This window comes from Campylobacter sp. RM19072, assembly GCF_024723485.1.
GTDB classification, from domain to species: domain Bacteria; phylum Campylobacterota; class Campylobacteria; order Campylobacterales; family Campylobacteraceae; genus Campylobacter; species Campylobacter porcelli.
On record NZ_JANQCU010000011.1, the window covers coordinates 37,722 to 58,246 of the forward strand.

The window sequence follows — 20,525 nt, forward strand, 5'->3', positions numbered from 1 at the left end:
TAAATGATAAAACTTTGTGTTTTTGATTTTGATTCTACTCTTATGGATGGTGAGACTATTACCATCCTCTCAAGAGCGATGGGTAAAGAAAAAGAGGTGGGCGAGATCACTGCTAGAGCTATGGCAGGTGAGCTTGATTTTTATGAAAGTCTTATAAAAAGAGTTAGATTGATTGAGGGCTTAGAGCTTAATAGAGCCTTAGAAATTGCTTCAAATTTACCATTTATCACTGGTGCAAGTGATATTATCTCATATTTAAAATCCAAAAATATTAAGATAGTTGTATTTAGCGGTGGATTTCATATAGCAACAGATATAGCACAAAATAAACTAGGCTTTGATATAAATTTTGCCAATGAACTCCACCATAAAAATGGAATTTTAACTGGCAATGTAGGCGGAGAGATGATGTTTGGCGACTCTAAGGGTAAGATGCTTAAAAGACTTAAAGATTTTTTAGGTTTAAATAAAGATGAAGTAGCTTGTGTGGGCGATGGGGCAAATGATATATCTATGTTTAAAGAAGCTAGCACCGGTATTGCCTTTTGTGCAAATCAGGTATTAAAAGACGCTGCTACTCATATAATAGATATTAAAGACTTAAACGAGATTAAAAAGATTATATAAAGGTAGAAAATGAAAGAGATTAATTTCTCTCTTTGGTGTGATTTTTTAGAGCGTGATTTTATAAATTCAAATTTTACAGAGCTAATCCAAAATAGCGTAATTAACGGCGCTACAAGCAATCCAAGCATATTTAAAAATGCTATTTGTAGCTCAAAAGCCTATAGTGAGTTAAAGGATAAATTTAGAAAAAAAGATCCAAAAAAACTATATGAAATTTTAGCTACAAATGATATTAAAATGGCAGCTACTAAGTTGCTTGGTAATTACGCAAGAGGCGATGATGGCTTTGTCAGTATCGAGATAGATCCAAATTTAATTTTAACAAGCGATATTGTAGAAGAGGGCAAAAGGCTATATAATACAATTAAAATGCCAAATGTGATGATTAAAATCCCAGCTATTTCATCTGGATTTGAAGCGATGAGTGAGCTAATGAAAAAAGGAATTAATGTCAATGCTACGCTTATTTTTTCTAATTCTCAAGCCAAAGAGTGCCTAGAGGCATTTAAAGAAGGAACGAAAAAATATAGCAAAAGATTTCCGCAAACCACTTTGCCACAAGGGGTAATTAGCGTATTTGTAAGTCGCTTTGATAGATTGCTTGATGATAGGCTCGAAGATAGAGCTAAATTTGGGATTTATAACGCAACAAGCATATATAATCAAATCCAAAATGCAAATCAGAGTAATGTAAGAACTCTATTTGCAAGCACAGGCGTTAAGGATGGGAGTTTGCCAGCAGATTACTATATCAAAGAGCTTTTATATCCAAATTCTATAAATACAGCGCCACTTGATACCATCAAAGCTTTTATCGCTAGTGGCGATTTTAGGGCTAAAGCTTTGCCAAGCGATGATGAAATATCTAAATTTATGGCAAATGCAAAGGTGCTTGGTATAGATTATAATAGAGTTTGTTCAGAGCTTTTAGATGATGGTTTAGAGGCGTTTGTAACGGCTTTTGATGAGATTTTAGCGTCGCTATCATAAGTTTAAATTTATATTTTTTGGCTATAATTGCCAACTATTTTATTTTAAGGAAAGATAATGTTAGAAGGCATTGTTAGAGAGAGTATTGACAAAAGAAGCACTAAAGCTCTTAGAAAAGATGGTTATCTAATCGCCAACATTTACGCAAAAGGTATTGAAAATATCAATGCTGCTTTTAAAGTAAATGATTTTATCAAAGCTGTAAAGGCTAAAAGCGGTTTGAAATTTGATGTAAGTGTAGGTGGTAAAACCTATAATGTTGTAGTGGTTGATTATCAAAAACACCCAGTAACAAGTATTTTAAAACATGTTGATTTAAAAGTTGTCTTACCAGATGTTGAATCAAAATATTTAGTCCCAGTTATTCCTGTTGGCACTCCAGCTGGTATTAAAAACAAAGGTGTTTTACTACAATCTAAAAAGCGTTTAAAAGTCAAATGTAAAGGCAAAGACCTTCCAGATAGCTTTAAAGTAGATGTATCTCCACTTGATATAGATGATACAATATTAGTTCGTGATATTAAGGCTCCACAAAATGTTCGCATTATAGATGCGGGTCGTGTAGCCGTTTTAGGTGTAGTAAAAGCTAAGTAATGACCCTAATAGCTGGGCTAGGCAATATTGGCAAAGAGTATGAAAATACTCGCCATAATGTTGGATTTATGCTAATTGACCTTATGCTTAAAGATGGCGGTTATAGCGATGTAAGTTCAGCTAAATTTCAAGGTGAGCTATATAAAAAAGGCTCCCTTCTCCTTCTTAAACCATCTACATATATGAATGCTAGTGGTAACTCCTTAAAAGCTGTAAATGATTTTTATAAGCCTAGCCAGATTATTGTCGTTCATGATGAGCTTGATATAGCTTTTGGGGCGATGAGATTTAAAAATGGTGGCAGTAGTGGTGGCCACAATGGCATCAAATCCATAGATAAACTAATAGGCAATGGCTATGATAGAGTCCGCATAGGTATAGGTCGTAGTGATAAAAGCGTGATTGATTATGTTTTAGGCAAGTTTGATAGCGATGAGATGAAAAAGCTTGATGGGATATTATCTCATGCTAAAGAGGCTATTTTGGCTTTAGTAAATTCAAAAGATATAGTGGCAATCTCATCTAAATTTACACTTAAGGCTTAAAAATATCTTAATCTAAATTTGATATAATACCCCAATTAAATTTAGGAATAATATGAGATTACAAGATATCAAAACTCCAGCATATGTCTGTGAAAAGAGCAAACTTCAATCAAATTTAAATCTGCTTAATTATGTCGCTCAAACAAGCGGAGCTAAGGTGCTTTGTGCTCTTAAAGGTTTTGCATTTTCTCCTGGTATGCCACTTACCTCATCTATATTAGGTGGTGCTACTTGTAGTGGCTTAATCGAAGCTCAATATGCCAAAGAGCATGGTTTTAAGGAGATACACACATACTCTCCAGCCTTTAAAGATGATGAGATCGATGAGGTGCTAAGCATTAGTAATCATGTGGTTTTTAATAGTTTTAACCAGTGGAGACACTTTGCTACAAAGGCTAAAAATAGTAACGCAAGTATAGGCCTAAGAGTAAATCCAAATGTCTCAGCTAGCCCAACTGATATGTATAATCCGTGTGGTAGATTTTCTAGATTGGGTATTACTAGGGAGAATTTTGAATTTGATAATATAGATGGGATTGATGGGCTCCATTTTCACGCACTTTGTGAAGAGAGTGCTAAGAGCTTGGAGATGGTTTTAAAGGCTTTTGAAGAGCAGTTTAGTAAGATTTTATCGCGTATGAAGTGGGTAAATTTTGGAGGTGGTCATCATATCACAAAGGCTGGTTATGATGTAGAATTGCTTATTAGGCTTATTAAGAATTTTTCTAAAAAGTATAATGTTGAAGTCTATATCGAGCCCGGTGAAGCTGTGGGCTGGGAGTGTGGATTTTTGATTGCCACTGTGCTAGATATAGTTGATAATGAGCAAAAAATTTGCATTATAGATGCTTCAGCTGAGTGCCATATGCCAGATACTATCTTAATGCCATATCGTCCAAAGATTAGAAATGAGAGCCAAAATGGCAAATTTAGCTATAGATTTGGTGGGGCAACTTGCTTAGCTGGGGATATTGTCGGAGCTGAAGCTGGGGATCCAATTTATAAATTTGATAATCCTATAAATATTGGCGATAAGATAATTTTTGAAGATCAAATTCACTACACAATAGTAAAAAACACCACTTTTAATGGCGTTAAACTCCCAAGCTTAGCTATGATTGATGAGAGTGGTGATGTGGTGGTTTGGCGTGAATTTGGGTATGAAGATTATGCTAATAGAAATTAAGTAGGCTAGATGGCAGACGATCAAGAAAAAACCGAAGAAGCCACCGCTAAAAAGATTGAGGATGCTAGGAATAAAGGAAATGTCCCTAAATCCCAAGATGTTAGTGGATTTGTCACCTTGCTTGTGGGGTGCGTAGCTCTTATTGCTTTGATGGGATTTATGGGCGATAGGGTGATGAATTTATATCTATATTATCAAGATCTTATCGGCACACCACTTACTAGAGAGCTATTTTTTAAAATTGTTATCCACTCTATTTTTCAATGTTTGCTTATACTTTTGCCCTTGCTTATTTGCGTGATGATTGCTGGGATTATCTCAAATGTTATGCAGTTTGGTTTTATTTTTACCACTGAGCCTTTAATGCCAAATTTTTCTAAGCTTGATCCAATCAAAGGTCTTGGAAATCTCTTTTCGCTTAAAAAGGCAGTTGAAACAGCAAAAATTTTAATTAAAGTTTCAGCCATATTAGGTTGTGCTTTTTATGTATTTTTGCAGTTTATCACAGAGCTTCCTTATACGATGTTTTATACGATGTTTGACCAGCTTGTATGGCTTAGAGATAAGATGTTTATTTTAGCTGGGATTATGCTATTGCTTTTTTTGATTATTGCAGTTGCTGATATATTTATAGTAAGGTATCAATATTTCAAAGGGCTTAGAATGTCTAAGCAAGAGGTAAAAGATGAGTATAAGCAGATGGATGGAGATCCTAGAGTTAAGGGACGTATCCGTCAGCTACAGATGCAAGCAGCCAAAAAGCGTATGATGCAAAATATCCCAGCAGCCGATGCCATTATCACCAACCCAACCCACTATGCTGTGGCGATCCGCTATGATAAGGATAAGGAGTCTGCACCTATTGTATTAGCTAAGGGAGCAGATCATTTGGCACTTCGTATTAGGCAAATTGGGATTGAGCATGGGGTGCAAATAGTGGAAAATCCGCCACTAGCTCGTGAATTATACCGCTTGTGCGATGTAGATGATCAAATTCCAGCTAATCTATTTAAAGCAGTAGCTGAGGTGCTGACATTTGTGTATTTAGGTAATAAGAGCAAATTCGCCAAAAGGCTAAATGGTTAGAAATTTATTAAAATTTATAGCCATTTACGCAGATTATTAATCAAATATTCCACCACCACTTAGCGTGATATTATTATCAATCCAATCCTTAACAGCTGGAATTTTAACTAAAGTTTTGCATAATGGCTCGCTTGAATTACTAGCATCATCAACACTAATAGTATCGCTTGCAAGCGTGATATTTAGGCACCTTATCCAAGCTTCATTTTTATCATATGATTTTTTGTAAGTTGGGGCTAGTTTATCTAAATTGCTTTGAGATTTTAGCTCACCAGATGGAAGTTTGCCATTTATCGTATAGTATGCTGTTAGCTGAACAATGGTATCTTTTAGCAAAGTAGCAGAGACCATAGCACTTGCGTCATCTTTAGTAGCTATAAATTTAGGCGCAGCAATACTAGCTAAAATCCCTAGTACCACAATCACAAAAACCAGCTCAATCATAGTAAATGCACTTCTCATCACGCCACCACATTTGGAAAATCATATACTAATTTTCCTGATTTTATAGTTTTTATAGCGGCTCCTTTTAGTTTTTTGCCTAAAAGTGGTGAGTTTTTGGATTTGGATTTATTTAAATTTTCATCATAAATATACTCAAATTCAGGATCAACTATGGCAATATCAGCCAAATATCCTATCTCGATTTTGCCCCTATCATTGAGTTTTAATAGCTTAGCTGGATTTAGGCTTGTAAGCTCTACCATCTTATTTAAGCTTATAACTCCATCTCTAACTAAATTTAAAGTAAGCGGAATTAAGGTTTGAAGACCTAAAATTCCAAATGGAGCCTTATCAAATTCCCTCTCTTTCTCATCTAAATGGTGTGGAGCGTGATCTGTGCAGATTATATCTATTATACCATTTCTTAGCCCCTCTCTCATCGCCTTGACATCATCTTTAGTGCGAAGTGGTGGAGACATTTTGTAGTTTGTATCATAGCCTTCAAGGTAGCTATCATCAAATGTAAAGTGGTGTGGACAGACTTCACAAGTTATATTTATACCCTCTTTTTTGGCAGTTTCGATGAGTTTTAAGCTCCATCCGCTACTTACATGAGCTATGTGAATATGTCCGCCAGTTAGCTTAGCTAGGAGCATATCGCGGCTTATCATAATCTCCTCTTGCTCTCTTGGCATACCTTTTATGCCTAGTTTCATAGACATTAACCCCTCATTCATATGTCCATTTCTACATAGTGAGCAATCTTGAGAGTGGTTTATAATAAATGAGCCATGAAATGCTGAATACTCAAGCGCAGCTCGCATAACATCACTAGAGCTTACTGGCAATCCATCATCGCTAAATGCCACGCATCCAGCCTCGCTCATCTCGCCCATCTCAGTGATACCGCCACCTTTCATACCATTTGTTATGGCTCCTATTGGCATTAGGTCTATTAGGCCTCGTTTTTTAGCCTTTTTTATCATATCTCTAGTGATTGTGGCGTTATCATTTACTGGATTTGTATTTGCCATAGGGCAACAAGCAGTTACACCCCCAGCTACAGCAGTTTCAGAACCACTTATAATATCATCTTTATACTCAAATCCAGGATCTCTAAAATGCACATGAATATCAATAAGTCCAGGCATTATGAGTTTGCCATTAGCATCAATGATATTATCAGCCTTTGGCTCATCTAGAGTAATATCAACTATCTTGTCATTTTCTATTAATACATTTGCCTTTTTACTATCATTGGCGTTGATTATCATTCCATTTTTAATCAAAGTTCTCATTATAATCCTTTGAGATTTTTATATACTATATCTAATATTGCCATTCTAATCGCCACGCCATTTTCTACTTGGGATAAGATATTAGAAATTCTAGTATCATCTGCTACATCGCTATTTAGCTCTACTCCACGATTTATTGGGCCTGGATGAAGGATTATAGCGTTATCTTTGGCTTGTTTCATTCTGCTTTTACTAAGGCCAAAATATCTACTATACTCTCTAATACTAGGAAAAGGCGTCTCATCATCGCTTCTTTCTAGCTGAATTCTAAGCATGATAATAGCGTCACTATCACGCACCGCTTCATCCATATCTTTACAAATTTCACAGCCAAAAACTCTAGCATATTGCATCATTTGAGGTGGGCCAAATAGCTTAACTTTGATACCTAGAGTCTGCATAGCATAGATATTTGACCTTGCTACTCTAGAGTGCTCTATATCGCCGATTATCGATACACTCAAATTGTCAAATGAGCCAAATTTTTCATAGATAGTAAATAGATCTAGCAAGGCTTGAGTGGGGTGCTCATTACATCCATCGCCGGCATTTATAACGCAGCTTGGAGTGTGAGAAGCTACGAATTTAGCAGCGCCTGAGCTACTATGACGCATAATGAATATATCAGTTTTCATAGATTCTATATTTTTGATTGTATCAATTAGCGTCTCTCCTTTATTGGTGCTTGAGCTACTAGCGGTAAAATTAATAGCATCACTTGAGAGCCTTTTGGCTGCGATTTCAAAGCTTGTGCGAGTTCTAGTGGAGTTTTCAAAGAATGAATTTACAACCGTAACGCCCTTTAAAAGTGGGGATTTTTTCTCATTTTGTAGATTTAAATTTTTATAATGTTTGGCTAAATTTAAAATTTGAAATATATCATCGCTACTAAGATCTTTTGTAGAGATTAGATCTTTTTTGGAGTATGCCATTTTCTCTCCTTTTTGTGTGGCATTTTATCCTTATTTGGCTTAATTGTGAATATAATTAAAAAATTTTTTTATTTAAAGATATATAAAATATAAAAATAATTATATTAAAAATATATAAATTTTATTTTTAAATTTTGCCTTGACAATTTAATAAAATTTGTATAAAATTAAGGCTTTAAAACTACAATTCTATTCGTTGTAACCGCTATTTATTCATAATTTAAAGAGGACTAATGGAAAGCAAGGAAACTACTCAACAAACCAAAAAACAGCACACTCGCACCCATACGCCAGTTGATGGCTATAAGATAGAAGAGCTTAGACTTCAAGATTTAGATAGCTTAGTAGCAATCGCTGAAGAAGTAGGTGTGCAAAATCCTAGAGAATTTCGTCGCCAAGAGCTTGTATTTGAAATTTTAAAAGCACAAACCAAGCAAGGTGGATTTATCTTATTTACTGGAATTTTAGAGATTGTAGAGGGCGGATATGGCTTTTTACGCTCTACTGATGCGAATTTGAGCGATTCTGCTAATGATACATATGTCAGCCTAAGCCAGATTAAAAAATTTGCCCTAAGAGTTGGCGATATTATCACAGGGCAGGTGCGAGAACCAAGAGAGCAAGAGAAGTATTATGCTCTATTAAAAATAGAAGCTATAAATTATAAATCCATAGCCGAAGCAAAAGAGCGGCCATTATTTGATAACCTAACTCCATTATTTCCAAATCAAAAAATTCAATTAGAGTATGATCCAATGAAGCTTACAGGTCGTGTGCTTGATCTTTTTACTCCAATTGGCAAGGGGCAACGAGGTCTAATAGTAGCACCACCTAGAACGGGTAAAACCGAGCTTATGAAAGAGTTAGCTCACGGCATTACTAGAAATCACCCAGAAGTTGAGCTAATAGTGCTTTTAATAGATGAGCGTCCAGAAGAGGTTACAGATATGCAACGCAGCGTGCGTGGCGAGGTCTTTAGCTCTACTTTTGACTTACCAGCGTCAAATCATGTAAGGGTAGCTGAATTGGTAATCGAAAAGGCCAAAAGGCTAGTAGAGATGGGTAAAGATGTAGTAATCTTGCTAGATAGTATAACCCGCCTTGCGAGGGCGTATAACACAGTAACGCCAAGTAGCGGTAAAGTTTTAAGCGGTGGCGTGGATGCCAATGCTCTTCATAAGCCAAAGAGATTTTTTGGTGCAGCTAGAAATATAGAAAATGGCGGAAGTCTAACGATAGTAGCGACTGCTTTGATTGATACAGGTTCTAGAATGGATGATGTGATATTTGAAGAGTTTAAAGGCACGGGTAATAGCGAAATTATCTTAGATCGCACCATTTCAGATCGCAGAATTTATCCAGCTGTAAATATACTCAAATCTGGCACTAGAAAAGATGAATTGCTACAAGGTAGCGATGATTTAGGCAAAATTTGGGCTATACGAAATATTATAGCTACTATGGATGATATAGAGGCTCTTAAATTTCTATACTCTAAAATGTTAAAAACCAAGAACAATAAAGAGCTTTTAAGCATAATGAACGAATAAGGACTAAATTTGAAAGCTTTAGCACTCAAATATCGCCCAAAGAGCTTTGATGAATTAATAGGTCAAGATGTGGTGGCAAATACCCTATCTCACGCCTTAGACTCTAATAGATTAGGCCATGCGTATCTATTTTCGGGGCTTAGAGGGAGTGGCAAAACTAGTAGTGCTAGGATTTTTGCTAAGGCTTTATTGTGTCAAAAGGGTATAAGCGCTCATCCGTGCGAAGTTTGCCCAAATTGTATAATGGCTAATGAAAATCGACATATGGATATCATAGAGATGGACGCAGCAAGTCATCGTAAAATCGATGATATCAGAGAGTTAATCGAGCAGACAAAATACTCACCAAGTAGTGCGAGATTTAAGATATTTATCATTGATGAGGTTCATATGCTAACCAAAGAGGCCTTTAATGCGCTTTTAAAGACGCTTGAAGAGCCACCTGATTATGTTAAATTTATTTTAGCGACTACTGATCCGCTAAAACTTCCAGCTACTGTTTTATCACGGACTCAGCACTTTAGATTTCACTCTATAGCTAAAGCTAGTGTGGTTAAGCATTTAGAATTTATACTAAATAAAGAGGGAATTGAATTTGAAGAAAGAGCCTTAGAAGTATTAGCTAGAAGTGGCGGTGGGAGCCTTAGAGATACTCTTACCTTGCTTGATCAAGCGATTATTTATTCACACGAAAAGCTTACACACAAGGTCATTGTAGATATGCTAGGGCTACTTGATCCAGATAAGATTGATGAGATATTTGCTGTGGTAAATTCAAGGGATAAAAATGAGCTTTTAAAGCTTTTAAATGAGTTACAAAATTATGATTCTAGCTCGATAATTGATGAGTTAATAGAGAATTTAAAATATAAATTTATCCATCAAAATAGCCAATACTCTTTGCTTATATTTGAGAGATTTTTTAGAATTTTAAGCGAAGCAAAATCAATGCTAAGCAATCTAGCAGATCCTGAATTTGTGCTATTTATCACCTTATTTATGATGGTTGAAGCATTTAATCTAAGAAGTATAGATGATGCTATAACGGAGCTAAAAAATAAGCCCATAACTCCAAATTTAGAGCCACAAAATAGATCTACTCCAATCCAGCCAAAGAGTGATTATCAAAATTTTGTAGATTTTTTATATGATAAAAGCTATGATTTGGGTATTTTATTTGATGAGTGCGTTAGTTTAAAAGGTTTAGAAAATGGCGTTTTGACGCTTGAATTTGCTATGAGTAATGAGCAGCTGGATCTTGCTAGAAAGCACTATAATGATGTGATTTTACCAGCTGTTAAGGCGTCTTATGGAGACTCTATAAAGCTCAATGTGCAAAAAGTTGCCCCAAAAGAGATTGGCGCTTTAAGTCGTGCCCCAATGCCACCAATAACCCAGCAAATTAACAAGCCAAAAACGCAAAATAGTGGGCCAAAAGCCATTAATGAGCCAAGTGGTGTGTTGAGTTTAAAATCATCATTAAGCCAAGAAGAGATAAATTTAAAAGAGTTAAAACGGCTATTTGGGGAGCCAGAAATTATATCAAATAGTTAGGAATATTATGAAAAATATAAGAAATTTTAGCATTATAGCCCATATAGATCATGGTAAAAGCACTCTAGCTGATCGCATTATTAGCCAGTGCGGTGCTGTAGATGAGAGATCTATGAGCTCTCAAGTAATGGATACAATGGATATAGAAAAAGAGCGTGGAATTACCATAAAAGCACAATCTGTAAGGCTTAGCTATACCCTTGATGGAGAGCATTATATTTTAAATTTGATTGATACTCCAGGGCATGTGGATTTTAGCTATGAAGTTAGTAGAAGTTTAGCAAGTTGCGAGGGGGCACTTCTTGTAGTGGATGCTTCTCAAGGTGTTGAGGCTCAAACTATAGCAAATGTTTATATAGCTTTAGAAAATAATCTTGAAATTATTCCAGTTATAAATAAAATAGACCTCCCAGCAGCTGATCCTGAACGAGTAAAAAATGAGATAGAGCATATAATTGGGCTTGATTGCTCTAATGCTTTAGAGGTGAGTGCAAAAAGCGGAGTTGGGATAAAAGAGCTAATAGAAACTATAATTCGCAAAATTCCACCACCAAAAGCGGATTTGAATTTGCCATTAAAAGCGTTAATTTACGATAGTTGGTTTGATAATTATTTAGGTGCTTTGGCTCTTGTAAGGGTCTATGATGGAAGCGTTAAAAAGGGCGATGAAGTCTATGTGATGGGAACAGATAAAAGGCATATTGTATTAGATCTGATGTATCCAAATCCAGTTTTACCTATTAAAACAGATGAGCTAAAAGCTGGAGAAGTAGGGGTAGTGGTTTTAGGTCTAAAAGATGTAGCAAGTGTGAGTGTGGGCGATACCATCACACTAGCTAAAAATAGAGCCACAGAGCCAATAGGTGGATTTGAGAAGGCTAAGCCGTTTGTATTTGCTGGATTATATCCTATAGATACAGATAAATTTGAAGATTTAAGGGATGCTTTAGATAAGCTTAAATTAAATGATAGCTCTATAAGTTATGAGCCAGAGACTTCAGCAGCTCTTGGCTTTGGCTTTAGAGTTGGATTTTTGGGCTTACTTCATATGGAGGTGGTAAAGGAGAGATTAGAGCGTGAGTTTAATCTTGATCTCATAGCCACAGCTCCGACTGTAACCTATCAAGTAGTATGCACTGATGGGACTACGCTAAATATCCAAAATCCAAGCGAACTACCACCAACTAATAAAATAGAGCATATAAAAGAGCCATATGTCAAGGCTACTATTATCACTCCAAGTGAGTTTTTAGGCAATATCATCACTCTTTTAAATTCACGCCGTGCTATCCAAACTAAGATGGATTATATCACCACTTCAAGAGTTCTTTTAGAGTATGATATACCGATGAATGAGATAGTTATGGACTTTTATGATAAGCTAAAGAGTGCTACAAAAGGCTATGCTAGTTTTGATTATGAGCTAGGCGAGTATAGGGTTGGAAATTTAGTTAAACTAGATATAAAAGTAGCTGGCGAGACAGTCGATGCTCTCTCCATCATAGTTCCTGAAGAAAAGGCGATGAGCAAGGGTAGAGACTTTGTAAAAGCAATGAAGGAGATAGTCCCAAGACAGCTTTTTGAGGTGGCTATCCAAGCAAGTATAGGTAGCAAGATAATTGCTAGAGAGACAGTCAAATCAATGGGTAAAAATGTAACCGCAAAGTGCTATGGTGGCGATATAACTCGCAAAAGAAAGCTCCTTGAAAAGCAAAAAGAGGGTAAAAAGCGTATGAAGGCTATTGGCAAGGTTACTTTGCCTAGTGAGGCATTTTTAAGCGTGCTTAAGATAGATTAAATTTAAATGGCACGGAATTTGCTAAGTATTTTGATTAAGGAGAGCAATGCCATATATTAATATTAGGGTTACTAAAGAAAATGGCGAACCCACAACCGAGCAAAAAGCGGAGCTAATAGAGGGCGTAACGGATTTAGTAAGTCAAATTTTAGGTAGAAACAAAGCTAACACCGTAGTAATCATTGATGAGATAGATATGGAAAATTACGGCTTAGGGGCTAAAAGTATAAAATCTATAAGGGAGAGCAAATGAGAAAAATTTTGATTTTGGTTTTGGCGATGATTTTTGGTGGTTGTGCTATGAATAGTAGCACGGCTAGGACAGAGAGTGCGAAGTCTTATGATACGATATTTCGCATAAATACCAAGTGCGAACCATGCTCACAAAAGGGCTATGAGACTACTATAGATGGTAGATTATATAGAAGCGATATAGCGCTTAATTGTTGTGAAAATAGCCGCACTATCGATACATCAGCAGCGTTAAAAAAGGTCTATATCCACAAAGTGGTTGATTTAGCAGATTCGCAAAAATCTGTTAAAATAAATGGCAAAAATGTTAAATTTGATAAAAATTTCGCCTCAGTTTTTTACGCGGCGTTAACAACTGAGTTAAAATCTCGTGGAATTTATGTAGAAAATAGCAGCAAATCGCCTTATACTTATAGAGTGGATTTTGATTTTACCGATATAAGAAGCACATATAGCCCAGGGGCGAACTATTTAAATTCCAAGCTATCAGGAACGCTAAATATCAAAAATATAAATAAAAAAAGAACGATATTAATCACTACAACTCAGAGTGTGAGCGACCTAAATGCTAGTCAATCATCCGATTTTGATATGTTTATGAATTTGCTTATCAAACAATCGGCTAATAAAGTAGCCCAAGAGGTATCAAATTTCTAAAGGTTAAGATATGAGAGTGGTTATTTTTGCTATTTTTATCTTGATTTTAGCAAGTTGTACTAGTTCTAGCTCGGTTTTAACACTTAAAGATTATAGTGTTACTAGTGAGAATATACATAAAAAAGTGCTTATAAATAGCATAACTGACACAAGACCAAATAAAAGTATAGTAGCCACCATTACAGATTCTAAAGGGAGCGTAGAGCATAGTGTGATACTCTCTCAAAGCTTAGAAGATAGCTTTGCTAAAGCGTTAAATCAAGCATTAGGAAAAAATGGCGATGGCGATGAGATTGTCGTGGATATAGAGATAGTGCAATTTAGTGCTAATCTAAGTGGCTATAGTGGGGAGAATTTAAAAGGTCAAAGTAAGGTGATAATCAAGATTAAAAATGGCGATAAGGTTATCACTAAGACAATCTCTCAACCCCAAAGCCGATATACTCCACTTCCTATTCCATCGGCATTTGAGCCATTTATTAATGATATGTTAAGAGATATGGTAGAAGCTAGTATCAAGGCTATTTTATCTAGTTGATGCGATGCCTTAAATGTGCTAAAATATCGTTTAAAATGATATGTAAAGATTGCCAAAATATACTTAGCGAGTATGAGCAAGGCTGTAGATTAGTAGATGGATTTAAGGTATATTATTTTTATAAATATAGCGATATTAAGGAGTTGCTAGCTACTAAGCACCATTTGCATGGCTCTTTTGTTATTTCGCATTTGGCTAGTCTTAGTTTAGCTAAATTTGCTAGTGAGTTTAGCTTTGGGAGTAAGGTGGCAGTAGTAGCGCTTGATGATAATATAAAAAGTGGCTACTCTCACACTGCAATTTTAGCCAAAGCCCTATCAAATTCAGAATTATCCCCTATTTATAGAGCTTTACGAGCTACAAATGAAGTCAAATATGCTGGAAAATCTCTAGAGTTTCGCCGTAAAAATCCACGCAAATTTCAGCTTTTAAAGCAGATTAAATATCCTGTAATCTTAGTAGATGATATTATAACTACTGGCTCTAGTATGCTAGAGGCTAAAAAGGTATTAGCAAAAGCTGGGATAAATGTGCTTTTTGGCTTAGTTTTAGCAGACGCTAGAGAGTAGTGCGGTTTAAATTTAGGATTAGTTTAATCCTAAATTTAGTTAAATCGCACATCTAGACCTATATTTTTCCATTATTTCATTTAAATTTGATATAATCAATCTAGCATCTTCATCGCTCATCATCTGGTGGCATGGCAAGCTAAGCTCAGCCCTATAGAAATCTTCAGCCCCATTAAGCCTAATCTCTCCATATAAATTCTTATAAAAGCTAAATTGATAAGTTGGTTTATAATGCACTTGTACGCCAATTCCCCTAGCGTGAAGCTCATTATAAATATCCTCTTTTACGCACCATAAATTTGAGTTTAAAAGCACTGGATATAGATGTCTAGCACTTCTTATATTGCTTGGTATCTCTATAGTTTTTAGATATTTTGAGCCTTTAAAAGCATCATCATATATCTTAGCAATTTCATATCTCCTATTTATAAATTTATCAAGTTTTTTAATCTGACTAAGCCCCAAAGCACACGCTACATCGCTTAAGCGGTAGTTGTATCCTAGCTTTATCATATCCATATTCCAAGCCTGTTTTTTGATAATGCCATGTGAGCGTGTGAGTTTAGCTGATGTGGCGATATTTTCATCATTAGTTAGCAGCGCCCCACCTTCAAATGTAGTAATTGGTTTAATCGCATGAAAGCTAAATATACTCACATCGGCTAGATTCCCTACCATCTTCCCATCACGGCTACTTCCTAGGGCGTGGCTAGCGTCATCGATGATTTTGATTTGGCTATTTTTAGTCAAATTTTTAATCTCATCTATATCCGCTGGATAACCACCAAAATCAACCGCGGTAATAACCTTTGTTTTATCATTTATCAAAGGTTTTATAGATTTTGGGTCTATATTTCCATTTGGTAAAATGTCAGCGAATTTGACATTTGCTCCGCACATTATAGCCGCATTTGCCGTAGCCGCAAAGGTAATTGGCGTGGTGATTACTTCATCATTTTTACTCACACCAAGTGCGATATAACCAGCATGGAGCGCTGAAGTAGCTGAGTTCATCGCCACAGCAAATTTCGCCCCAGTAAGCTCACACAAAGCACTTTCAAATTCACTCACTCTATTACCGCAAGTAAGCATATCGCTCTTTAGTGCTTCTACCACAGCTTGTATATCATCATCATCTATCTTTTGTCTGCTATAAACCATCATTTTAAGCCCTTATTGTAATATTCTTGGTAGGGTTATTCCTGTTTGGGATTGATATTTGCCATTTTTATCAGCGTAGCTTACCTCACAAATCTCATCACCTTGTAAAAATAGCACTTGAGCTATCCCTTCATTGGCGTAAATTTTAGCTGGAAGTGGGGTTGTATTTGAAATTTCTATCGTTATATGACCTTCAAATCCAGGCTCAAATGGGGTTACATTTACAATTATTCCACACCTTGCATATGTGCTTTTGCCAAGGCATATAGCTAGAGTATCCCTAGGCATTATAAAATACTCCACAGTCCTAGCTAACGCAAATGAATTTGGAGGCACAATGCAGATATCTCCTACGAAATCCACCACATTTTTCTCATCAAAATTTTTTGGATCTACCACAGTCCCACCTACATTTGTAAAAATTTTAAACTCATTACCAACTCTAATATCATACCCATAGCTTGAAAGCCCGTAGCTTACGACTCCACGACCTATATTCTCTTCACAAAATGGCGTTATCATCTTGTGATCTAAACTCATTTGACGTATCCATTTATCGCTTTTTAAACCCATAATTTTCCTTTTAAATTTAAATCACTACATTATATCAATTTCTACTTTAAACTAAAGTTTAGCTTATTATTTATATATTTTAGGTAAAATTATGAGATTTTACTCAATTTAAGGAGAATTTATGACAAAAGATGAAATTAAAGAGCTTATGAGCTTTTTTGATGAGACAAGCATTAATAAAATCAAAATTAAAAATGGCGATTTTGCAATTGAATTAGAAAAATATGAACCTTGCGAACAAGTAGCTCCAGCTCCAGTTTGTCCTCCAATCCCAGCACCAGCACCAATTAATGTGGTAGTAAATGAAAAAACAGTAACCACATCAGCCACAGATACCCTAAATGCACCGATGGTAGGCACATTTTATATAGCTCCAAGCCCAGGTGCGCCAAGTTTTGTAAAAGTAGGTCAAACAGTTAGAAAAGGCGATATTATCGGCATTATAGAAGCTATGAAAATTATGAATGAGATTGAAGCGGAGTTTGATTGTAGGATTACAAAGGCTTTAATCGCAGATGGTCAGCCAGTGGAATTTGGCATGGCGCTATTTGAGGTTGAGAAACTATGAGAGAGATTAAGCGAATCTTAATAGCAAATCGTGGAGAGATAGCTCTTAGAGCACTTCGAACTATACAAGAGATGGGTAAAGAGGCAGTTGTGGTGCATTCTACAGCTGATAAGGACGCCCTTTATGTCAAATACGCTGATGCTAGTATCTGTATAGGTGGGGCTAGAAGTAGCGAGAGCTATTTACACATTCCAGCTATTATCACAGCGTGTGAGATTAGCGAGGCTGATGCGATATTTCCAGGGTATGGATTTTTAAGCGAAAATCAAAATTTCGTAGAAATTTGTGATAAGCACAATATCAAATTTATCGGCCCAAGCGTGGAAGCTATGGCTTTAATGAGTGATAAGAGCAAAGCTAAGCAAGTTATGATGAGAGCTGGAATTCCAGTTGTTCCAGGTAGTGATGGTGCGATAAAAGATATAGAAACAGCTAAGAAATTAGCCGCTCAAATCGGCTATCCAGTTATCATAAAAGCAGCCGCAGGTGGTGGCGGTCGCGGTATGAGAGTGGTAGAAAAAGAAGAGGATTTAGAAAAAAACTTTTGGTCAGCTGAAAGTGAGGCTATGAGTGCTTTTGGTGATGGCACAATGTATATGGAAAAATATATCTCAAATCCTCGCCATATAGAGGTTCAAGTCCTAGGCGATGAGTATGGTAATGTAGTCCATGTAGGCGAAAGGGATTGCTCAATGCAACGCCGCCACCAAAAATTAATAGAAGAGAGCCCAGCTATAATTTTAGATGAAAAAACTAGAGATGAATTACACCAAACAGCAGTAAAAGCGGCTAAGGCTATCGGATATGCTGGTGCTGGGACATTTGAATTTTTATATGATCAAAAGGATAATAAATTCTATTTTATTGAGATGAATACAAGACTTCAAGTCGAGCATTGCGTAAGCGAGATGTGTAGTGGGCTAGACCTTATAGAGTGGATGATCCGCATAGCCCAAGGCGAGAAGCTCTTAGACCAAAAGGATATTAAACTAAGCGGTCATGCTATAGAGTGTAGGATAACTGCTGAAGATCCAAAGAGTTTTACTCCAAATCCTGGTAAAATCACAAAATATGTAGCCCCTGGCGGTAGAAATGTCAGAATGGATAGCCATATTTATGAAGGGTATAGCGTCCCACCATATTATGATAGTATGATAGGTAAGCTAATAGTTTATGATGCTAATAGAGATAAAGCTATTGCTAAGATGAAGGTTGCTTTAGATGAGTTAATTATCCAAGGTATTAAAACAACTAAAGATTTTCATATAGGTATGATGAATAATGATGACTTCGTAAATAACTTGTATGATACTAACTATCTATCAAAGCATTAATTACAAATTTGGCTAGAGATAGCCAAATTTACTTTAAAGCTAACTTACAAAATAATCCCCATCAAAGCTTACAAGCGAATATTTACGCTCATTTCCTAGACCGCTAGTTAGCTCATCAATGCTTAAAAACTCCAAACTATCAGCACCAATAAATTTACAAACATCCATAGCGTCCATTCTAGCGCTAATGAGCTCTTCATAGCTTGGAGTATCAATGCCATATCTACAAGGGTGCTTGATCTCTGGAGCGGCGATTTTCATATGAATTTCTCTAGCTCCAGCATTGCGTAAAAGCTCTACAATCTTCTTGCTAGTTGTCCCACGCACAATGCTATCATCTATAACCACAATGCTTTTACCTTTTAAAACGCTACTCATAGGGTTTAATTTTAATTTAACCTTAAGATTTCTCATCTCTTGAGTTGGCTCTATAAAAGTCCTACCCACATAGTGATTTCTAACTATTGCCATCTCAAATGGAATTTTACTCCTAGCTGCATATCCTAAGGCCGCTGGCACACCAGAATCAGGCACCGGAATGACAAAATCAGACTTACAGGTTGATTTATCGGCTAAAATTTCACCTAGTTTTTTCCTAATCTCATAGACATTTTTGCCATCTATTATGCTATCAGGACGAGCAAAATATATATATTCAAATGCGCAAATTCTAGGATCTTTTGGCTCAAATAGCTCAATACTCTTAAACGCACTCTTACCCTCTTCAAAGATAATCATCTCCCCAGGAGCCACATCACGCACAAATGTAGCACCCACTAGATCAAAGGCACAGCTCTCACTAGCTACTATATATCCACCATCTTTTAATCTACCGATGCTAAGGGGTCTTATCCCATATGGATCACGCACTACAAACATTTTAGAACGGCTCAAAATCAGTAAGCAATACGCCCCGACAATCTGCCTCAAAGCCTCTATAATGCGATCTTGTAAATTCTCTTTTTTACTCTTAGCGATTAAATGTAAGATATTTTCTGTATCCATATTTGATTGAAATATCGCACCATCTTCAATCAAACGCTCCCTAACTTCATATTTATTAATCAAATTTCCATTATGAACTATACTAATCTCGCCCAAAGAGTATTTCGCACTGACTGGCTGAGCATCTAGCACGCTATCGCTACCAGCGGTTGAATATCTATTATGCCCTATAGCCATCTGCCCTTGTAATATCTCAAAGCTATCGCTACTAAAAACTTCAGTTACCAAACCTCTATTTTTAATAGTTTTGATTTGGTGATTATAACTTGAGCTAATCCCACTTGCCTCTTGCCCTCTATGCTGCATAGAAAATAGCCCATAATAAGCGGTTTTAGCAGCATCTTTTGAATTTACCACTCCTACTATCGCACACATTTTATATCCCTAAAGCATCATAGATTGTGTATAGTTTTGGCTCTTTATCCGCTAGCCAAATTCCAGCTTTTATCGCACCTTTAGCAAATGTAGCTCTACTAGTAGCAGTGTGATTTAGCTCGATATACTCCCCATCGTTATAAAATCCAACCCTATGCCTACCCACAATATCGCCGCCACGAAGTGCCATTATGGCTATCTCATCTTTACTTCTAGCTCCAACTATCCCATCACGACCGCTTACTCTTACATTAGATAAATTTAGATTTCTACCCTTTGCTGCATGCTCCCCAAGGGTCAAGGCAGTGCCACTTGGTGCGTCTATTTTATTGCGATGGTGCATCTCGACAATCTCTATATCAAATTCGCTTAGCACCCTACTAGCCATCTGTGTTAGGCGATTTAGCACCGCTATACCTAGGCTCATATTTGTAGCTTGAAGTATTGGCATTGTGGAGCTTGCAAGTTTGATTAGCTCCATACCCTCATCGCCCAATCCAGTAGTGCCAATCACTAGTGGCTTTGGATTTGTCCTAGCGTAATTTATCAAATTTATAGAAGCACTTGCTATACTAAAATCAATAACCACATCGCTATTATCAAATAAAACATTATATTTATCAGTAACTATCACGCCATCATCTACGCTCATAGGCTCTATAGTGTATGCTACTGATAATTTAGCGTTATTAAGCCCTTTTAAATTTGCGATTATCTCGCTTCCCATTTTGCCACTTGCTCCGTGCAAACCTATATGAATCATCATCGCCCTTTTTGGATAAATTGAGATTTTATTTTAGCCAAAAAAAGATAAAAATAGCAAATTTATAAGTTGAAGTATTTGAAATTTTATTATTGATTTTTTATTTTTTAAATTATTTTTTATTTA

Annotated in this window: 22 protein-coding genes; 15 read left to right on the forward strand and 7 right to left on the reverse strand. The window is 36.2% G+C overall.

Features of this window, described 5'->3' with window-relative positions:
- The first annotated feature begins 3 nt into the window (after positions 1-3).
- The 6 genes from serB to flhB are packed head-to-tail and all read left to right on the forward strand — an operon-like array spanning position 4 to position 5,028.
- A complete protein-coding gene (gene serB / locus CSUIS19072_RS06365) occupies positions 4-627 on the forward strand; it encodes a phosphoserine phosphatase SerB (RefSeq protein WP_086236977.1) in 624 nt (207 codons plus the stop codon).
- Between the two features lie 9 nt (positions 628-636).
- On the forward strand, positions 637-1,617 hold the full coding sequence (locus tag CSUIS19072_RS06370; protein WP_086293641.1) for a transaldolase: 981 nt from the start codon (positions 637-639) through the stop codon (positions 1,615-1,617).
- A gap of 57 nt (positions 1,618-1,674) precedes the next feature.
- A complete protein-coding gene (locus CSUIS19072_RS06375) occupies positions 1,675-2,211 on the forward strand; it encodes a 50S ribosomal protein L25/general stress protein Ctc (protein WP_086236975.1) in 537 nt (178 codons plus the stop codon).
- On the forward strand, positions 2,211-2,756 hold the full coding sequence (gene pth, locus CSUIS19072_RS06380) for an aminoacyl-tRNA hydrolase (RefSeq protein ID WP_086293640.1): 546 nt from the start codon (positions 2,211-2,213) through the stop codon (positions 2,754-2,756). The genes CSUIS19072_RS06375 and pth overlap by 1 nt, the downstream gene beginning before the upstream one ends.
- 52 nt (positions 2,757-2,808) lie before the next feature.
- Positions 2,809-3,942 (forward strand): carboxynorspermidine decarboxylase, encoded by a 1,134-nt coding sequence (nspC, locus tag CSUIS19072_RS06385; protein WP_086293637.1) that lies wholly within the window; start codon positions 2,809-2,811, stop codon positions 3,940-3,942.
- A 9-nt stretch (positions 3,943-3,951) separates the two neighbouring features.
- Positions 3,952-5,028, forward strand: a complete 1,077-nt coding sequence (flhB, locus tag CSUIS19072_RS06390; RefSeq protein ID WP_086236972.1) for a flagellar biosynthesis protein FlhB — start codon at positions 3,952-3,954, stop codon at positions 5,026-5,028.
- A 36-nt stretch (positions 5,029-5,064) separates the two neighbouring features.
- On the opposite strand, the gene CSUIS19072_RS06395 is transcribed toward flhB, so the two are convergent.
- Genes CSUIS19072_RS06395 through CSUIS19072_RS06405 form a run of 3 tightly spaced genes read right to left on the reverse strand, consistent with a single transcriptional unit; the run spans position 5,065 to position 7,702 of the window.
- On the reverse strand, positions 5,065-5,490 hold the full coding sequence (locus tag CSUIS19072_RS06395) for a type II secretion system protein (protein WP_086236971.1): 426 nt from the start codon (positions 5,488-5,490) through the stop codon (positions 5,065-5,067).
- Positions 5,490-6,770: a dihydroorotase gene (locus tag CSUIS19072_RS06400; protein WP_086236970.1), complete on the reverse strand. Its 1,281-nt coding sequence runs from the start codon at positions 6,768-6,770 to the stop codon at positions 5,490-5,492. The genes CSUIS19072_RS06395 and CSUIS19072_RS06400 overlap by 1 nt, the downstream gene beginning before the upstream one ends.
- Complete coding sequence (locus CSUIS19072_RS06405; RefSeq protein WP_086293635.1) at positions 6,770-7,702, reverse strand: aspartate carbamoyltransferase catalytic subunit; 933 nt, start codon at positions 7,700-7,702, stop codon at positions 6,770-6,772. The genes CSUIS19072_RS06400 and CSUIS19072_RS06405 overlap by 1 nt, the downstream gene beginning before the upstream one ends.
- 233 nt (positions 7,703-7,935) lie before the next feature.
- Here CSUIS19072_RS06405 and rho point away from each other — a divergent pair, with 233 nt between their 5' ends.
- From rho to CSUIS19072_RS06440, 7 genes are read left to right on the forward strand one after another with little or no spacing between them, the layout of a single operon-like run.
- Positions 7,936-9,252, forward strand: a complete 1,317-nt coding sequence (gene rho, locus CSUIS19072_RS06410; RefSeq protein WP_086293634.1) for a transcription termination factor Rho — start codon at positions 7,936-7,938, stop codon at positions 9,250-9,252.
- A 9-nt stretch (positions 9,253-9,261) separates the two neighbouring features.
- Positions 9,262-10,806 carry a DNA polymerase III subunit gamma/tau gene (locus CSUIS19072_RS06415; protein ID WP_086293631.1) on the forward strand — a complete coding sequence of 515 codons (1,545 nt, stop codon included), beginning with the start codon at positions 9,262-9,264 and terminating at the stop codon, positions 10,804-10,806.
- A 7-nt stretch (positions 10,807-10,813) separates the two neighbouring features.
- On the forward strand, positions 10,814-12,604 hold the full coding sequence (lepA, locus tag CSUIS19072_RS06420; RefSeq protein ID WP_086236966.1) for a translation elongation factor 4: 1,791 nt from the start codon (positions 10,814-10,816) through the stop codon (positions 12,602-12,604).
- A 46-nt stretch (positions 12,605-12,650) separates the two neighbouring features.
- A complete protein-coding gene (locus CSUIS19072_RS06425; RefSeq protein WP_086293628.1) occupies positions 12,651-12,857 on the forward strand; it encodes a 2-hydroxymuconate tautomerase family protein in 207 nt (68 codons plus the stop codon).
- Positions 12,854-13,513, forward strand: coding sequence for a hypothetical protein (locus CSUIS19072_RS06430; RefSeq protein ID WP_086293626.1), 660 nt, complete (start codon positions 12,854-12,856; stop codon positions 13,511-13,513). Before CSUIS19072_RS06425 ends, CSUIS19072_RS06430 begins: the two co-directional genes overlap by 4 nt.
- Before the next feature lie 10 nt (positions 13,514-13,523).
- Complete coding sequence (locus CSUIS19072_RS06435; RefSeq protein ID WP_086236963.1) at positions 13,524-14,051, forward strand: hypothetical protein; 528 nt, start codon at positions 13,524-13,526, stop codon at positions 14,049-14,051.
- Positions 14,051-14,620, forward strand: coding sequence for a ComF family protein (locus tag CSUIS19072_RS06440; protein ID WP_086236962.1), 570 nt, complete (start codon positions 14,051-14,053; stop codon positions 14,618-14,620). The genes CSUIS19072_RS06435 and CSUIS19072_RS06440 overlap by 1 nt, the downstream gene beginning before the upstream one ends.
- Before the next feature lie 39 nt (positions 14,621-14,659).
- Here the strand turns inward: CSUIS19072_RS06440 and pseC are convergent, their stop codons facing one another.
- Positions 14,660-15,784 (reverse strand): UDP-4-amino-4,6-dideoxy-N-acetyl-beta-L-altrosamine transaminase, encoded by a 1,125-nt coding sequence (gene pseC / locus CSUIS19072_RS06445; RefSeq protein WP_086293624.1) that lies wholly within the window; start codon positions 15,782-15,784, stop codon positions 14,660-14,662.
- Between the two features lie 9 nt (positions 15,785-15,793).
- On the reverse strand, positions 15,794-16,354 hold the full coding sequence (dcd, locus tag CSUIS19072_RS06450) for a dCTP deaminase (RefSeq protein ID WP_086236960.1): 561 nt from the start codon (positions 16,352-16,354) through the stop codon (positions 15,794-15,796).
- A gap of 121 nt (positions 16,355-16,475) precedes the next feature.
- On the opposite strand from dcd, the gene accB reads away from it, so the two are divergent.
- Together accB and CSUIS19072_RS06460 are read left to right on the forward strand one after the other, a co-directional pair.
- Complete coding sequence (gene accB, locus CSUIS19072_RS06455; protein ID WP_086236959.1) at positions 16,476-16,922, forward strand: acetyl-CoA carboxylase biotin carboxyl carrier protein; 447 nt, start codon at positions 16,476-16,478, stop codon at positions 16,920-16,922.
- Entirely contained in the window at positions 16,919-18,256 is a 1,338-nt protein-coding gene (locus CSUIS19072_RS06460; RefSeq protein ID WP_086236958.1) for an acetyl-CoA carboxylase biotin carboxylase subunit, read from the forward strand. The genes accB and CSUIS19072_RS06460 overlap by 4 nt, the downstream gene beginning before the upstream one ends.
- Positions 18,257-18,295: 39 nt before the next feature.
- Here CSUIS19072_RS06460 and purF read toward each other — a convergent pair whose 3' ends face one another.
- Positions 18,296-19,636, reverse strand: coding sequence for an amidophosphoribosyltransferase (gene purF, locus CSUIS19072_RS06465; protein WP_086236957.1), 1,341 nt, complete (start codon positions 19,634-19,636; stop codon positions 18,296-18,298).
- Between the two features lies 1 nt (position 19,637).
- A complete protein-coding gene (dapB, locus tag CSUIS19072_RS06470) occupies positions 19,638-20,399 on the reverse strand; it encodes a 4-hydroxy-tetrahydrodipicolinate reductase (protein WP_086236956.1) in 762 nt (253 codons plus the stop codon).
- Positions 20,400-20,525: the final 126 nt, after the last annotated feature.